Origin of the sequence: Paraburkholderia piptadeniae, from assembly GCF_900007165.1 — a bacterium.
Lineage (GTDB): Bacteria > Pseudomonadota > Gammaproteobacteria > Burkholderiales > Burkholderiaceae > Paraburkholderia > Paraburkholderia piptadeniae.
On sequence record NZ_CYGY02000019.1, the window covers coordinates 1 to 15,401 of the forward strand.

General features: G+C 57.5%; 12 protein-coding genes and 2 pseudogenes. 5 read left to right on the forward strand and 9 right to left on the reverse strand.

Annotated features, from left to right (window positions below; genetic code table 11):
- Positions 1-558: 558 nt before the first annotated feature.
- Both BN2476_RS08780 and BN2476_RS08785 read right to left on the reverse strand, forming a co-directional pair.
- Positions 559-1,140: a type 1 periplasmic-binding domain-containing protein gene (locus tag BN2476_RS08780; RefSeq protein WP_087733777.1), complete on the reverse strand. Its 582-nt coding sequence runs from the start codon at positions 1,138-1,140 to the stop codon at positions 559-561.
- Positions 1,141-1,784: 644 nt separating this feature from the next.
- Positions 1,785-2,234 carry an SET domain-containing protein gene (locus BN2476_RS08785; protein WP_087733767.1) on the reverse strand — a complete coding sequence of 150 codons (450 nt, stop codon included), beginning with the start codon at positions 2,232-2,234 and terminating at the stop codon, positions 1,785-1,787.
- Between the two features lie 293 nt (positions 2,235-2,527).
- Between BN2476_RS08785 and BN2476_RS08790 the strand changes: the two genes are divergently transcribed.
- The gene (locus tag BN2476_RS08790) at positions 2,528-2,806 is read left to right on the forward strand and encodes an HU family DNA-binding protein (RefSeq protein ID WP_087733768.1); all 279 of its coding nucleotides are present in this window, start codon (positions 2,528-2,530) and stop codon (positions 2,804-2,806) included.
- Positions 2,807-3,328: 522 nt separating this feature from the next.
- Here BN2476_RS08790 and BN2476_RS08795 read toward each other — a convergent pair.
- Positions 3,329-4,143 (reverse strand): annotated as a pseudogene (locus BN2476_RS08795) (IS5 family transposase).
- 60 nt (positions 4,144-4,203) lie between these two features.
- On the opposite strand from BN2476_RS08795, the pseudogene BN2476_RS49655 reads away from it, so the two are divergent.
- A pseudogene (locus BN2476_RS49655) lies at positions 4,204-4,557 on the forward strand (GIY-YIG nuclease family protein); the annotation flags it as partial.
- Positions 4,558-4,650: 93 nt separating this feature from the next.
- On the opposite strand, the gene BN2476_RS08805 reads toward BN2476_RS49655, so the two are convergent.
- The 4 genes from BN2476_RS08805 to phaP all read right to left on the reverse strand — a co-directional run bounded on the left by BN2476_RS08805 (position 4,651) and on the right by phaP (position 11,444).
- Positions 4,651-5,874, reverse strand: coding sequence for a hypothetical protein (locus BN2476_RS08805; protein ID WP_087733770.1), 1,224 nt, complete (start codon positions 5,872-5,874; stop codon positions 4,651-4,653).
- 352 nt (positions 5,875-6,226) lie between these two features.
- Positions 6,227-7,840 carry a sialidase family protein gene (locus tag BN2476_RS08810; protein WP_087733771.1) on the reverse strand — a complete coding sequence of 538 codons (1,614 nt, stop codon included), beginning with the start codon at positions 7,838-7,840 and terminating at the stop codon, positions 6,227-6,229.
- A 2,431-nt stretch (positions 7,841-10,271) separates the two neighbouring features.
- The gene (locus BN2476_RS08825) at positions 10,272-10,742 is read right to left on the reverse strand and encodes a hypothetical protein (protein ID WP_087733774.1); all 471 of its coding nucleotides are present in this window, start codon (positions 10,740-10,742) and stop codon (positions 10,272-10,274) included.
- A gap of 117 nt (positions 10,743-10,859) precedes the next feature.
- On the reverse strand, positions 10,860-11,444 hold the full coding sequence (phaP, locus tag BN2476_RS08830) for a TIGR01841 family phasin (protein ID WP_087733778.1): 585 nt from the start codon (positions 11,442-11,444) through the stop codon (positions 10,860-10,862).
- A gap of 605 nt (positions 11,445-12,049) precedes the next feature.
- On the opposite strand from phaP, the gene BN2476_RS08835 reads away from it, so the two are divergent.
- A complete protein-coding gene (locus tag BN2476_RS08835) occupies positions 12,050-12,418 on the forward strand; it encodes a hypothetical protein (RefSeq protein WP_087733775.1) in 369 nt (122 codons plus the stop codon).
- 680 nt (positions 12,419-13,098) lie between these two features.
- On the opposite strand, the gene BN2476_RS08840 is transcribed toward BN2476_RS08835, so the two are convergent.
- Complete coding sequence (locus BN2476_RS08840; RefSeq protein WP_087733779.1) at positions 13,099-13,464, reverse strand: antibiotic biosynthesis monooxygenase family protein; 366 nt, start codon at positions 13,462-13,464, stop codon at positions 13,099-13,101.
- 128 nt (positions 13,465-13,592) lie between these two features.
- Here BN2476_RS08840 and BN2476_RS08845 point away from each other — a divergent pair, with 128 nt between their 5' ends.
- A complete protein-coding gene (locus BN2476_RS08845) occupies positions 13,593-14,009 on the forward strand; it encodes a MarR family winged helix-turn-helix transcriptional regulator (RefSeq protein WP_235850768.1) in 417 nt (138 codons plus the stop codon).
- 275 nt (positions 14,010-14,284) lie between these two features.
- Here the strand turns inward: BN2476_RS08845 and BN2476_RS08850 are convergent, their stop codons facing one another.
- Complete coding sequence (locus BN2476_RS08850; protein ID WP_235850767.1) at positions 14,285-14,656, reverse strand: hypothetical protein; 372 nt, start codon at positions 14,654-14,656, stop codon at positions 14,285-14,287.
- A 205-nt stretch (positions 14,657-14,861) separates the two neighbouring features.
- On the opposite strand from BN2476_RS08850, the gene BN2476_RS46415 reads away from it, so the two are divergent.
- On the forward strand, positions 14,862-15,020 hold the full coding sequence (locus tag BN2476_RS46415) for a hypothetical protein (RefSeq protein WP_160111688.1): 159 nt from the start codon (positions 14,862-14,864) through the stop codon (positions 15,018-15,020).
- The last annotated feature ends 381 nt before the right edge of the window (positions 15,021-15,401 follow it).

The following is a 15,401-nucleotide window of genomic DNA, read 5'->3' on the forward strand; positions in this document are numbered from 1 at the left end:
TTCTGGCAACGCTCCCACATCAGTGCCTTCTGGGTCTCGCTGTAATAGATCCGGCGTCGCTGCTTCATATGCAACACTCTTACTGCTTGCGCAATCGCTAGTGTGTTGCATCGACCGGTTGAATCCGCATTGGCTTTGCTGACCTCTGGCTTACGATCAGTTCGGACGGCCGCTTTGCTCCAACTGGTAAGGCAGTAGGCGACCCGATCGGTCCTTGGATCTCACACGATCTCGCCGGCAGCTTCCGCATAACAAAAGGCGTCATTGGCATGGCGGGTCGTCGATTGAACGGTGCGCGACGAGCGAAATGCTTTCCGTTGCCAAAGTCGCGCACAAGGTTATGTCGGTGGCAAGGAACAGGGGCGCGTTTGCACAATTCGGCGGTGCGATGATCAAGTCTGAGGGATACCGATTCTCCTACACCCGCACGCAGGGACTTGGGCGCACGTACGGAGTGACGGTCAACGTAGCCAGGCGCAGTCATTAAAGGGCGAAAACCTGCGCCCAGGCTCGTTCTCAACTCCCCTCATGACAAGCGTTGTAGCGAGCGTGAACCCATCAGTGACTCGACTCGCGGAAGCCGTAGACCACGACCTTTTTCCCCTCGAAGCTTTCCTGCACACCTTGCTCGCAATTCGGCGGACACACTGCCTGGCCATCCGCGCTAGAGCCTGACACGGTGACGGCCCTGTAGACAATGGATTCGATGAGCGTCCCGTCGGCAGCGACGACGATGTTCAGATCAGTCTCGACGCCGGCCGGCACGGCTCCGCCGGCGTCATAGATGATTTTCATAGTGCCGGTGCAATCGGAGTTTACCGTGTAGATGCCGTGCTGGACCGGATTGAATGTCGTCTTCCCCCCTTTCGGCAAACCGCCGATAACGCCGAAGTCGGTGCGTGAAAAATGGCCCATTCCGTCGAACGTCACCAGGGCGACGTCATCGAGGATCGACGCGGCGGCGTACGGATGCACCTTACCGTCGGCACCTATCAATCCAAGTATCTCTCCGTGACCGATAAACCCAAACGGTCCCCTTAGCGTTGCGTTCGAGCAAAGGCCGTCGGCCTGCGCGGGAGCACTGAGCGAGAGAAGTGCAAATGCTGTGGCGGACAAAATGCTTAAATACCTGATCTTCATGTCCATCTCCTTGTCACCGAATCAGGCGCTTAACACCACAGCACGCAGGGGCCTATTGCCTGGCTGGATTAGGTGCCCAATTCAATCAAAAGAATTTAACGGCCGCAGTGATACCTGGCTGCGGCGCTGTTGGCGGTGCAAGCGATAAGAGAACGAGGGGCCATCTATGCGGCCGCGTGTTGCCGAGTGAGGTTGAGAAAACCCGGCCCTTGGCCAAAGTAATGAATGGAATGGCGAGACGCTTCACCGAGGTTATTTTTCGCTCGGTGTCGGCGGACACGTGCAGAAGGACGGGCACGAAAGTCCGCGCAATTGTGACTTCGTGAGTCAGCCACGCATTAAGGCCGCATAGCAAAAAATAGTGTAATCGACGATCTTCGCAGGTGCCAGGTAGATTTCGGACAAAATGACAGGCGTGTTCAGAATCGCACGATGCGAATAGTGCGCTTTCACCGGAGGCTTCAAAGGTCGGCTAGCACGTTGGCGAGGACGACCGTTGCACCCTGGAAGCTGCCGTTGACGTGGTCTTCCCATCATCGTCCGAAACGGGTCGACGACATCACGCACTGGAGGACGCCTCTCTATTCAATTCGCAGACTGGAAGATTGTCCGTCAGTGGAATCCATCTGAACGCGCGACCTCGGTCATGGTGTCGTCGCGTTGCCGCTGAGCATCGATCGACGGCACGAGGAAGTACCGCAATGACATGCGTACTGTGCCCGGATGTCGTCGGTGATCTCGCCGTCGATGACGAGGCCGTAATCGATAAATAACTCCTCGCCTGGCCTGATGGCAGTGAGTGCATGAATGAAGACGCGGTCGCCTGTTTCGATTGCCTCGCAGTTGGGCGTACATGCATGGTTCAGAAAGCGGGCACTGTTTCCTCCGCGGCTGCCATCGATCACACGTCCGTCGGAAAGACCGAACGCGAATGTGTGCCCGATTTCCGATCGCTGTCGGGCAGCGGCCCGTCGCCAGCTGGTGACTTCGCCCTTGTATTCGATGAGCCGCTCGCCGGCGGCAATGGGCTGCAGCGCAAAGAGTCCCTTGCCATGCACCGATGAGCGGCGTGCTGTGATGCGTCGCAGTCGCATTGTGTCGTTTCCTTCCGTACGTCCTCTGTCTTCGGCGATGCCGTTCAGGTGCGAAGGATATCGCTGCAATTGCCTGTATTCAACGACTCGCACCGCATCGTGTGCAACTAACCGTCAGTGGCGCATCACTACTCACTCAGCTTCGCCAAAACCGGCCGACAACAGGAAGCGGCATTTGTGAGGGGAAAACGCCGTTCTTAAAAACCTCACGGGTTGCCTTGTGCCGCACATGTGCGGTAGGGTAGGCGGCCGGTCCGCAATGCGCGGGTGCGTTTTCCAAAGGGAGCTCATAGATGAACAAACAGGAACTCATTGATGCGGTCGCGGCTGGCACCGGGGAAAGCAAGTCCAGCACGGGCGAGACCATTGATGCCATTCTAGAAGCCGTGACGGCGGCCGTTACGCGCGGCGAGACCGTCCAGCTGATCGGCTTCGGTTCGTTTTCGACGGGCGCCCGCGTCGAACGTAGCGGCCGCAATCCGTCGACGGGCGAGACCATCACGATTCCGGCCGCGAAAACCGTGAAGTTCTCGGCTGGCAAGGCGTTCAAGGACGTCGTGAATGCGGCCTGAGCAGGCTGCGTCCGGCGCGCACAAGCGCCATCGGAACTTCGCGGCCATGTGATGCCGGCCTTGCGGGACTGGTTGACGTTGCAACCTGATCGCGAATTGCCCGCCTATTGTTTTTCGATGCGCCCGATTGTTATACGGCAGCGTGTCCGCTATCGTCCAAGGTGGGCTTTCTAAAAAAGCTCCACGGCACGTTCGTGAGGTGTCGCGGGCGCTTCCGGCTTTGCGCTGCTGTCGCGTTCATGCCCGCACTGAGATCGAGGAGCGCGCAGCCCGATGTGACGATGGTCCGCAACTCATGGGGTGCGGCACCGGACAGCGTCGCGCGCCGTCTGCCAGCAACCGCGACACGACAACCACGACTCCGGGCTTTCCTTCATGTTCCTGCAAGTCCCAACCTTCGTTATCCACTTTCGGCATCGGAACTTGCCAGTGGATGTAGCGCTGGGTGCGAATGTCGCATATCGGCGAGACGGCAGTCAGGTGCCCATGCTTACCAGTGATTTACACGTGCCAAGAGAGTTGTCAGGCACTTTGAAGTACTGGCGCCGCGTGAACGAGCATGAGCATGGCGAACACGACAAAATGAAGCCCGGCAAGGGTTTCTGGTAGTCGCTCATAGTCGCGTGCGAGGCGGCGGAAGCGGTTGAGCCAGCCAAAGCTGCGATCGACCACCCACCGCCGGGGCAGCAGTACAAACCCCTTTTTTGCTTCCTGCAGTTTGATCACCTGCAGGTCAATGCCTTCGTCGCGTGCGGCCTGTGCAGCTTCTTCGCCTGTGTATCCCTGATCCGCAAATGCCACCTTGACAGTTTGTCCCGTGACTTGCTGCACCTGACGCACGAGCTTTGCCACCTGTGCGCGCTCCTGTTCGTTGGCCGGTGTCACGTGCACCGCCAGCAACTGCCCCAGTGTGTGCACCGCAATTGTGGACCTTGCTGCCGCGTTTGCGTTTATAGCCGTCATATCCCGCACACGGGCCACTCTCACACGTTGACTGCATCGTGCGGCCATCCAGGATGACGGCGCTGGGTTGCCCTTGCCGTCCCTGTGCCACGCGTATGATCGAGCGCAAGTCACAGACCATGTTCTCAAAGCAGCCTGCCTGCAACCAGCGCTGGGTCAGCTGATAAACCATCTCCCAGGGCGGAAAGTCATTGGGCAACATTCGCCTGGGCGCACCGGGCCCGCGCGATCCAGCGCAACGCATTAAACATTTCGCGCAGTTCATATTTGCGCTGCGGCGCGCTGACGTTCATCAACATCAGATAGGGTGCCGCGAAGCTCCATTCTTCGTCGGACACATTAGTTGGATAGCCTTTGCGGTTTGCTCTTGTCATCCAGCCAGGATACCAGGTCTCACAGAAAGTGCCTAACGCTCTCTAAGCAAGACTGGCCATACGTACACAGTCGACCGTCGCCAACGCGCGCAGATGGGCAGCCACGGGAGTGTGCTGGTCAAAGTCGTGAACGCGAAAGTGGCGGACTGTCGTGCGACAGAAGCGCAGTGTCACGCGCAGTTTGCCCAGTACCGTACCAACGGAGAGTGGTTCAGCGCCGACCTCGAAGCCATCATCCGGTACACCCATATGGAGTTGGACTGGATGGAGATTGACTACGTGAATCAGGCTCGACTTGGGCAATCCATGCTTTTCTGTCGAGCCAGCGAGCTGGCGGTGGCGAAGGCAGTGCTGACGGACGGGAGGGGGCGCGCGCAATGTCGTAAGCCGTGCGACCCAAACAGGCGCGATTGACGACCTCAGTGCCGCGAATGCCCCTTCCACACGGGGTCGGGCATATCATACTATCCGGCGCGAAGAATCTGGGCCCTCCGCAGCACACGCACGTCACCGTACACGCAACAGCAGACTGTCAGCGATGCCTTGTGGGAGGCCAGCCGAGAACTTTGCGTGTTGAGGCGACATGTAACGACGCCACCCGGCGGCCGTTGCTGCTGGTATCTTCCTGACGGACGAGTTGGGTGCCGCGTTTGCCGCCATGGTCGACGAGGAGCCTGAAGCGTCGACGCGCTGAAGCAGGAAATCGCCACCACCATAGAAATCAAAGCCAATCATGTCCCCGTGATTGTTGATGCCTTGGATGGCACCCAGATTCAGCCCAGAAGGGAGATTCCCCACCAGATCGGCGATGTTCAACCGCACACCGGGGGTCGGGACAAGGTAGCTGCGCTGGAAACTCCCGGTGGGCTCGTTGACCTCTGAAACGACAATCTGGTTGTGGTCATTGAAGACAAGTTCGTTACTGACGGTCGGGTATTGGGGCGTTCCTTCGACAAAGAAAGTCTGGAATAAAGCGTCCGGGTCCCATACCCCGATCCGTTCCAGCGCGCCAGGCACGAATGACCAGCCGAGCATGTCTCCACGACTGTTGATGCCAACCGTCCAGGCCTCCGGTTCGGTGACGGGATTCAGCAACGTCACCTGATTCGTGCGGGGATCAAAGCGAAAGCCACGCGCGTCGGTAATCCCGCAAATGATCCCCTGGTTGTTCATTCCCGTGACGCTGGGATTCGCGATAGTCGGGCCGAAGTTGAGCAGGGTCGACCGATGATTTTGGTACAGCACCCATGACCGGGACGAGGCGCTAAACGATACGACGATCGCCGTATCTGAATCGTTCAATGCAGTCACCCGGCTCGTCACCTCTCCTGGTTGACGCGGGATCAGTTCCACGGAGCCGTCAGAATGGAACAGAGCGGCCTGTTCTAAGAAGTTGACAGGGTCAGTCAGCACGCTGCCCCCGACGGTGCCCTCGTCATTGGCTGTGTACGTGATCCCGGGTTGACGGGGTGTGATGGTGCCCGCCGCCCATACGGCCGTGGTGGTGACGAGGTAATCGCAATTCGTGTCACCGCATGAGTACAGAGTCCCATAAACTCGGCCGCCGTCAGTTATCGCTGAGGGAGACCAGAACAGAAAAGGCGCGGGTACTGCGGCATCCAGAGAAACATACTGATACTGAAACTGCTGCGCTTTGGCCAGGCCGACCCAGCACAGGATCACCAGCAGCAGGAGCCAACCGAGCCCACATCGAGTCATGAAGCGCGACATAAAAATCTCCTTTCATTCTTACAGGCAATTGAATGCAGCTTGATCAATCGGGCGCTGGCGAGCGACACATCGTCTCGCAACGACGTTGCGTTTATTAGTATTCGTTTTCATGCTGACGTAATTGGATCGTCCAGCCGTTGGGCGAGATTCAGACGGTAACGACTATGCGCCGATGAGCGTAGGGCAAGCAGCGGCAGCGGCTGCGTTTGGAGATGGCCCAGACGAAAGCAATTTTTCGAACAAGGCCACTGATCGCCGCACAACCTGACACGCTGCTGGCGTGGACTGCGGCGACGCAGTGCGGCCTGCTCGGAGGGTTGAGCCGACGACAGTCGTCGGCCGCGCCCCAGGTTCAATAGTTCACACCGCTAAAATAGATATCGGTGTTGCCAAACGCCTTCGGACACTGTGTGATGACATTGGGCGCCGTTGCCCCGGCGCGATACGCGTCTACGACAGCGCAGGGGCTGGCGTTACGTGCGTCTGTCCATACAGCGAACACTCGCCCTCCCTGTGAATCGGAGACGGCGGTAATGTAGTCACCAAGGAATTGCTGTCCCAGGCCGTTGGTGCTTGACCCGTCAGGGTCGGACCGCATCGTACTGATGCGTACAGGTGTCCCAAATGTCGCTCCCCCGTCCGTGGACTGCGTGAAGAAACTGTCGTAATGGACGACTCCTACGCCCGGCGCCGTGCCGGACGAAACGTCATCCATAGCCTGGAAAATCACGTTTACCTTGTCCTTGTTCTTCGGATCCGCCGAGACTGAGGCAAAGAATGCACTTTGATTGTCCAGGTGCCCGGCTTTGACAGGAGTCGACCAGGTGATGCCACCATCGGTCGAACTTGTTGCCCATACGTCCGCATGGTTATTAGTGTGGCTGCACCAGACGACGTAAAGCGTTCCATCGGGACCGATGCTCAACGAAGGAAACAGTCGTCCTGTTTGACGGAAACTCGTTCCCGATAGCGGTACACCGTCATCGTTGACAGCCGCAACAGTGATGATTTTCCCGGGCGGTAAAAACGAATTTCCCCCATCACGGGAGGTAGTCATGAAGATACCTGGCGTTCCCTTGGTATTAAGCCAGATGACATAGACTGTTCCATCAGGACCAACCTTGACTGCCGCTCCAGTGCGGAATGTGGTGGCGGTAGTGTCAGCCGAGCTCAGTTGCAATGGCTTGTCCCATGTGGCTCCGCCATCCGTCGATCGTGCGAAGAGAATCTGATTCGGGTGGCTGCCTCCACCCGACAATTTCGTCCAGGCAACATAGATATTGTCCTGCGACGGATTCCCGGGATCCGGGCCAACGGCAATGGAGTCCTTGTCGTCAAAAATACCCTGGGCATTACCACTGGCTTTGGAGACGGAAGTGAAGGTGCTGCCACCATCTGTGGACCTGGCGACGAACAAGTCGCTCGGGGAGGCCCCGGGTGGCGAGTTATCGGGGAACGCGAGCGTCGCGTAATAGGCGTTTCCTTGTCGGTCAAAGGCAAGGGACGGGTCACCAAAGGCATATTCGCCGAATCCGGACAGGTCGATAAGACCTCCGAACGACCACGTTCTTCCACCGTCGAACGATGTATAGAAACCCGACATCGACGTTGTAAACGAAAGGGAGCACTTCGACGGGGTGGCATCGGTACATTCGGGCTCGCCATACGAGTCGTTGGCACCGACGACGAGATTCAATGGATTCTTGGGGTTCTGGGCGAGAGCTGGCTCGTTCTGCTTGTTTTTCAGGAAGTACTTGTCGATGGTCGGATTGACTTGCACATTGTCCAGTGGCGTGGGCGCAGGAATTGGAACGCCTTGAGCAATGGCGCTCGTCTGGCCGGCCGACCACGCGCCCATCGCAACCACCGCAGACAGCAGGGTGGCGCGCAGCACATCTCGACATTTGTGCCCACGTTTAGCTTGAAGTGAGCTACGGCGCGAAGAAATACGCGAACATGCAATCATTTGGTGCCTCCATTGGTATTTGCTACTTCGTGGGACATCAAGGCCATACAGGGCCGGGCTCACCTAACGTGCCCTATCCTCCGTTTGCCGGCGTCGACGACGCCGAATTGTTGACGGCAGAACCGGCAGAACCTTGGTTGTCACCGCCGCAGGCGCTCAATGTCGTTGCGACCATTAGGGCGAGTGCTGTTATATGCAATGCTCTCTTGATGAATGGGACCATGTTTTTCATGGCGACCTTCCGGTGAGCCCAAGCGTGTTCTTTGGGGGAGGCCGGGACCGTGTGGCCGGTTCGAAGAGCGGCGGACAACGGCCAGCGCGATGCCGGCATGCAGTGGCGCAACAAGTCGGCCGCAGAAATTGCGAAACTGCTTTTGGGGCGAGTTATGAGTGACAGCGGACTTCGCACGGCGTGCATAGGACGTCCGTCTCCCGGATGGACCAAAAGCAAACAATCGTAATCGCCCACACTCTGTGTTCATCAGTCACAGAGACAAGCGCACGCGTACACCGGGGAGGGCGCGCCAGCGCGCTACTGACGGGGTATCGTGAGTATGTGCCGGAAGTAAGTGTCCATAGTCGCCAATTAGTCTTGATTCACTACATCGCCCCGGACACCCCAACAAGCTCACGATGAGGCGAGGGATACTTTTTAATATCTGGGTAAAGCCTAGGGCAGCGACTGGTTGATTGCAACCCACGACGCATATAAATTTCGCGATAGCCGGGACGCCGCTTTTAGTCGCGTGCTTTAAAAAAGTGCTTGTTTTAAAGCGAGCATTGATAACACCATTATTTACCCCTCGATTATCCTGACTTTAGTTTTGTGCAGTTCGCGGAACAGCTCCGGTCAGGATCGTTAGCGAACCGGAACATGAGAATAGGGACAGCCGCTTTTAGTCGTGTGCTTTAAAAAAATGAAAATGTTTTGGCGGACTGTCTGACGACAGGCGCTCTCATTCGCAAAACGTAATGACACTGACAGGTTCGTATATTTAACGGCGTCGTCCGCTGACACGGCAAAGAGAACGCCTTGTAATCGGTCAAACGCGCATCTATGTTTAGTGCATAAACGAAAGAAGTACTGTTCACCTGATCTTTGGCACGTTGTTGTGTCCGGGGACAGTCGAAAATAAACCATGAGAAGAGGGCGGCCACAATGGACACGCGTTTCCATCTGTGCCATCCCGATGCGCAGTCACTTACTGTCCGACCATACTGAGCGCAAGACATCTTCGCGGTCGCTTGCATGGCGGTCAATGCAGACAAATATATTCGGCAGTCCTATTCTGGTTAGTTTTTTGTTGCCACGTTGGATTTTGAAGCCACGCCGCAAGGAGGAGGGGAAACCGACAAAGCGCGAGGAAATGCAACTCGCGCAGTTCACCTGCCACGAGATATAAGCTTCTTGTTGATGCGGGGGCTTTCCAGACCTGCTGTCGATCCGGAGTTACCTCCTCAACAACAGTTTGCTTTCGACCGCGCACTATGTGCGATGCCGCACAGAGAAGCAGGGAATGTGAGGAGCTTGCTCATTTACATACCCGCGGCTTTTCGCGTTGAAGCATTGCAGACTCTCAGAGCTTGCCCCGCTGCCCACGCAGCTGGGGGTGGTCCCAAAAGAAGGAGGTCCCCCATGAAAGCTTCACGTCAGTTGTCTGCCTTCGAACCACCCACACAGTTTATCGACTCGTCGCAACTCGATCCCCGGATCCGCTTGTTGCCCGAGCGCTTACGCAGCACCGTGTGTGGAATCGGTTTCGTCGTATTGTCGCTGGGGTCCTCCATTGCACGTGGAGACCCGATCCTTCCACCGTCATCCACGGTCGCGTCGACGGTTCCGACCAGGGGTGATCTCAATCCGTACGGCATTGCTTTCGTGCCCAGCGGCGTGTCGTCCAACCTGCTGAGGCCGGGGGATGTCGTGGCGGATCCACCCAACTTCATACGTTGCCGGCTATCGCCATCATCCTGGCGACACTGGAACCTCGCGTTGAGGTGCTGACCGGAGTGGCCATCACGCTCGCCGCCTCCGCATGGAGGCTAACGCATGCCGTCGCATTGACTCAGGAATTTTGCTACCGAGCGGTGCTTGTTGCCTCATGTAATTTGTTACCCATCAGAATGCTGGCGGGAACGACTTATGACTAGGCGGCTCAGCATGACAACGCGAAGGGAATTGACTGAGGCAGTCGGCGAGCGGTATCGACGTTCTGACCGGATGGAGAAACGCCAGATCCTGGACGAATTCATTGAATTGACGGGCTATCACCGTAAGCATGCGATCCGAGTGCCGTGCCGAGAGGCGCAGCCGACAAGGTCCTCGTGCCGTCTGGCTGAGCGCGGCACGGAACAGGGACCGCATTGCGATGCGGTTGCCGCAGCGTCCCTTCATGGCCGCACTGGGTCGGCCGAGTGCGTCGCGTGCAGTTCACTGACGCGACTCTATGCCAAGGGCATAGAGTGACTCGAAGCAGAAGAGTTTGAAGCAATTAGCCCCGAGCCTTTCGATAACCTGATCGCGATACTCACGCCATCTCTCCAGGCCGGCGGCGGGGTGCTCGCACTGGTCGAGGAAACTACTATCCGAAATATCTATGGCCTGACAGCCAAGGCGTTCGCAGAGCCGGAGGATGCCACCAACGATCGCATTGCTTGCTCGTACGTGTAGGGCCAGGCTTGGCACCAAATCGTCCTTTCCAACGTTGAACTCAATCGAGCCGAACTCGCTGTCATAGATGCCCCAGACAGGGGCATTCCAGTTCGTCCCTGGAAAGACATCTGACACTGCCGTTTGAACTTCGGAAAGGGGCCCTGGTGGATAGGGCTGCTCGACGCCGGGAATCTCCTGGATGTTGCTATAGCGCCGAGTGAACTTGTACAACGAGACGTCCCAACTCATGTTCAGCACTCCGGTGAGGCTTTAGTTGATAGGGCAAGCGGGACAATTGTCGACCATCAGTGTGGCCAGGCGGGTAAGCTCGCCGCGCGGCCACGTCAGGTTCAGTGTTCCTCCAAATTATTGCTTCGTCGTCTTCGCTGCTTTTGCCGCTTTCTCGACTGCCTCGTCAGCCGCTTCGGTCACCTCCGATGCGGCTTTCGTTGCGGCTTCCAGGTTACTTTGCGCGACTTCGACTACCTGCTTCGTTGCCTTTTGCACGCCTTCCTGAGTGGTGTTCGCCAGCGTGATAGCTTGTTTCAGAAATGCGATTGCGGCTTCTGAGCCGACCGGGGCGTTTTGCGCGAGATTCTCGACGAACGATTGAACCTGGCGGCTGACCACCTGGTACCGGGCATTGACGACCTCTGTCAGGTGCGTTTGCGTGGACGAAGCAATCTCGGCAACCTGGCGTTCGTACGTCAGGACCTTCTCCGCCGAGTGCAGCGCCAGCGCGTCTTGCAGACCAGTAACTTCTTCCTGGTCGTCCTTTTTCGCTAGCCCGACCTGCACACGTTGATACCAATCGGCAAGCGCTGTTTTCGCCGTATCCAGATTAAGTCTCACGAGCTTTTCCTCGCCCTCCAGCATGCTGCCGGCCAGGCCGAAGAAGAAGTCAAGATTTGCTTGCTGGGCTGTAGCAACCTGTCCCTGAAAATCAGCCATGTTCGCCTCCTGAGAATGTATGCCCAACGCCCAGCATGTTCGGCAATGGTGACCAACTGATGAAGCGCGTCGTATGGAAGCTCCCGGGTCGGCTGCATTTTCGACACCGGCTCCCAGGTGCATTGATATTAGCCGTGATCGGCCCGTATAACGTCCTCCGCGCTGGGCTGCGTAAGGGTGCTCTGCGGACGTCGACAGATGCGGGAACTGCAAACGACGAATGTTCCATTACAGGACGGTAGCCGTCGGGGTGCCAATTGAATCGGCCTATCTGGGACACTCTTGAAGAAGTGTTTTTTCTTGTGCCGCCGCCAACCGCATGCGTCTGCGCCCCCTTATCGCAATGGCATCGTGATGTGTGGTGCGGTCGTGGAATCGCCCGTCGCGGCCGACCTGGACCCAATGCTTCCGCGAGGGTATACACTGGTATTGACTCTTCGGCGGAGAGCACCAATAAGTGAGAGTTTTTGACCTCGGGGCGCTTCATGTGATGGCCGCGAGTTGTCGATGGCAGAGTTGTTTTCCGCTTGTCAGGCTGGTCAGTCCGATGACGGCAAACGGGTGAAACTGGCACCGGCGAGAACGTAGCACGAGGGCAAATCAGAATGTTGGAAGCAGCGTTGGGCAATCTGCGCGAGGCGTTGATGGGCTTTGCAGTCCACCACGACGAGCTCTTTTCGCTCTTGCTGGTCGCTCCTGCCGCCGTCGCCTACTTTTTCGCATACGTAATCGTCCGCTACCGTGTGCGGCCCGCCCGTGCCTTCATGCACGGGCGCGCGGCTGTGTCTACTGGACTCGTCGCGTTGTTCCTCGCGGCCAGTGACCAATACGCATTGCCGCGTGGACTGCGCGTACTCTCGTTCGACACGATGTGCGCCGCCATTCCGTTCATAATGCTGGTCCTTGGTGCGTGCTGGGGTGTATTCGTGGCAAGCTTAATGGCGTGGTGGCGTACCCGCCTGGCTGTCCACTGAACCTCAGCGCACTTGACGTCGCGTGGGCGTGTGTCGCGGCTGCCGATATGAGGCTGAGACCTGAAGCTGGCGGGCCATCCAATGGGCTTCCTTGACGTGAGCATCGAGAGCACTCAGCACGACGGAATTCGCGTCGAGCGTCCAGTCGTCCGGAAAAGCTCCGGATGAGAAGAAGAAATTCGTGTGTCGGTCGGTGGAAGTCTTGGGTCTGAGACCCGCAGAAAACTCTGTCAACTGGGGTTCAGGTTGGTCAGGTCCACGCTACGCGTTTCACTTGCACGTAGTCCGATTGGACTGCATAGGGCGTCCGCCTGGTGGAGCCGGGCTCTTGCATGTACAGAAACTTCTTTCGCGCTGCCTGAGGGCCGCATTGTTCGGTTCAAAAGAGTCCCTCCATTCTGATGGCTCCGATGTCTCAAGGAAGTCCTCGGTTGAGGAAGAGGTAAAGACATCTGTAGCGAATCGAAGTTATATCGCGCGTGCCGCGAATCTTAGATGCGCGAATCTCCGTATCGGCATTCGTATTGCAGCGGGTGAAAGTCGTCGGTGAATACGCAGAGTTGTCTTGACCTTTGGTTGTCAGCTTGGCTGAGAGGCAACCGGAAAGAGTGACAGTGCCGACCCGGAACCGATGATTCTTGATGGCCGGCCAGTGTCCACCTTTGATAGGTAATGCTTACCTATGCGACGCAAATCCCTGCTACAGCAACTTTCTGGAACAGATGCGGACTGGCAGCGGCCGAGGACGGATAGGCTGAAACTTTCGCCCTGAATTCAGAATTTGTGAACGCGGCCCGGAAATGAGCGGTGGATTCCCAGACGGCGTAATTGAGATACATCGGACTCTCACCAACTGCGCGGTGGAGTTGGGTGGAAATGAAGCCCGGCTGACGTTTCATGAATTCTGCATCGTCTTGCCAGACTTTGAGGAACGTCTGCTCGTCGGCCTGTTCCAGTGTAAAGACGTTCACCAGGACGACTGGGGAGGCATCGATTGCGACCTGACGTTCTATCGGAAAGACAGGGTCGAGGGGGCGGATGAGCATGGCAAGCTCCTTCTGCAAATTATTGGTGTAATGATTTCATATNNATATGAAATCATTACACCATACGTGAGATATGGTGATAGATGCGCAAAGCGAAGCGAACGCCTGCCGGAACGGCCTTGACCGACATGATTCTGGACCTCTTTCGCCTCAACAATCGACTACTCTCGGCGGGAGACCGACTGGTCGCGGAAGTGGGTTTGACGAGTGCCCGCTGGCAGATTCTTGGCACTATCGCCGCAGCTGAGCGGCCGCAGCCGGTTGCGTGGCTCGCGCGCGATATCGGAGCGCACCGCCAGAACGTTCAGCGCATCGTCAACGAGCTGGCGGCGGAAGGACTCGTTTCGTTTGAGCCCAATCCGCACCACCGACGGGCGGCCCTTCTCGTATTGACGGACAAAGGGAAGCAGGTGTTCGAGCATGCGATGCACCTGCAGGTGCCATGGGTCAACAACCTTGCGGAGGACCTTCGGATAAAGGACCTGGAGACGACACACAAGGTCATCACGGGGGTGCTTCGGAAACTGGAGGGTGACGGTCTATAGCTCCCGCTCCTCTAAGCGACTGTCGAAAAAAAGGACAGTGGAACCGTGACACGGACAAAAGTGCCGAGGCGACTCCTTGGAAGCCGCGTCGGCAACAAAGCCGGGGGAAATCGTCAAAGGCGGCTGATTGGCTCCTCTCGCGGTCGATTCGGCGAGCGCGTATTGCATTGGTACGGTCGCCACGAGGCTGCGATGCGTCGTGGCGTAGGCCATAAGCGCGCTAGCTCAGGACGTCGCTGAGGCCAAGGCCAACCCTTCCTCTCGTCGGGCGCATCCTACTCAGCGGGCGGTTCTGACTCGACCGACGCTTCTACCGGACTCGCGCCCTCAGCGGCAGCGTACGCCGGTTTTTCCGAAGCAACGCTTTTCATTTCGGGCAGCCCGGTGCCAAACCAGCTCACCTTTTTCTGCATGTGGGCGACATACCTCTTCCAGCCGGAAGGATTGCCGTCAAAGAAGTCGTGCTGAACGGTCGACGCAAGCGCGTTGCGATTGAGGTTCTTCTCGAGCAGTTCCTTTGGCCAAAGGAAAACACGGTCGCGACGCGTGCGCCAAACTCGGTTACCGTCATCCTCGGTGCGACCATCCGCAGGAACTCGACGGATGGCGGCGGTCCCGCGCGCGTCCACCGAGCTAGAGACAGTCACGCTGCAGGTCGGTCGTCAAGAAGACTGTCTGCGGCCACAATGTCATCATGGCAATCGAACCGGCACGCCACCGCAGGGGCCTCCAGGACGCGACAGATTTTCGCCGAACGTCTACTGGTTACGCTGCTTTCGACCCTTGATTCTCGCGAGCACCTCACCTATTGTGGAAAGGTGCCATAACGGCACGAGAAATAAGGAGTACATCATGCCATCGCCCAGAAAGACCTCGCCTGCTCACGGGGCTGAAGCCGAAATGTCGAGCAAGAAGAAGGTAGCCTCGCCGGCGAAGGCCGCCGGAAAGGCGCCGGGCGCGAAAAGCCCTCAAATGACCAAGCAGCGACCCAAAAACAAGTCGAAAGCATGAATTGGAAACGCCCCAAAAACGGGGCGTTTCCATTCGGTGGTACAGCCCATCGAATCGACGCACAAACATCGACTTCACATACTGCTAGTACCAGCAAGGGTGCCGACGAAGAACGTGGCGGCGATTGGGCTCAATAGAACCAACGGTCGCCGCCTGGTTACTTGCAGGGCATGCGATTTCTTGCATCACCGGCGCAATGTGTCCATCAGGCGAGGGAGTGTCGGACGCATCTGACCTGCGGAACCCGCTCTCATTTCCTTGTCGGTAAATTGCTGAGCGTGGCTGCAACATCAATCACCACCGTGTTGGCCACGCGGTCATGCAGAGCTTGCTTCCGCGGATTGGACAGCACCCACAAAAACCCAGCGCCGAATGTTGAAA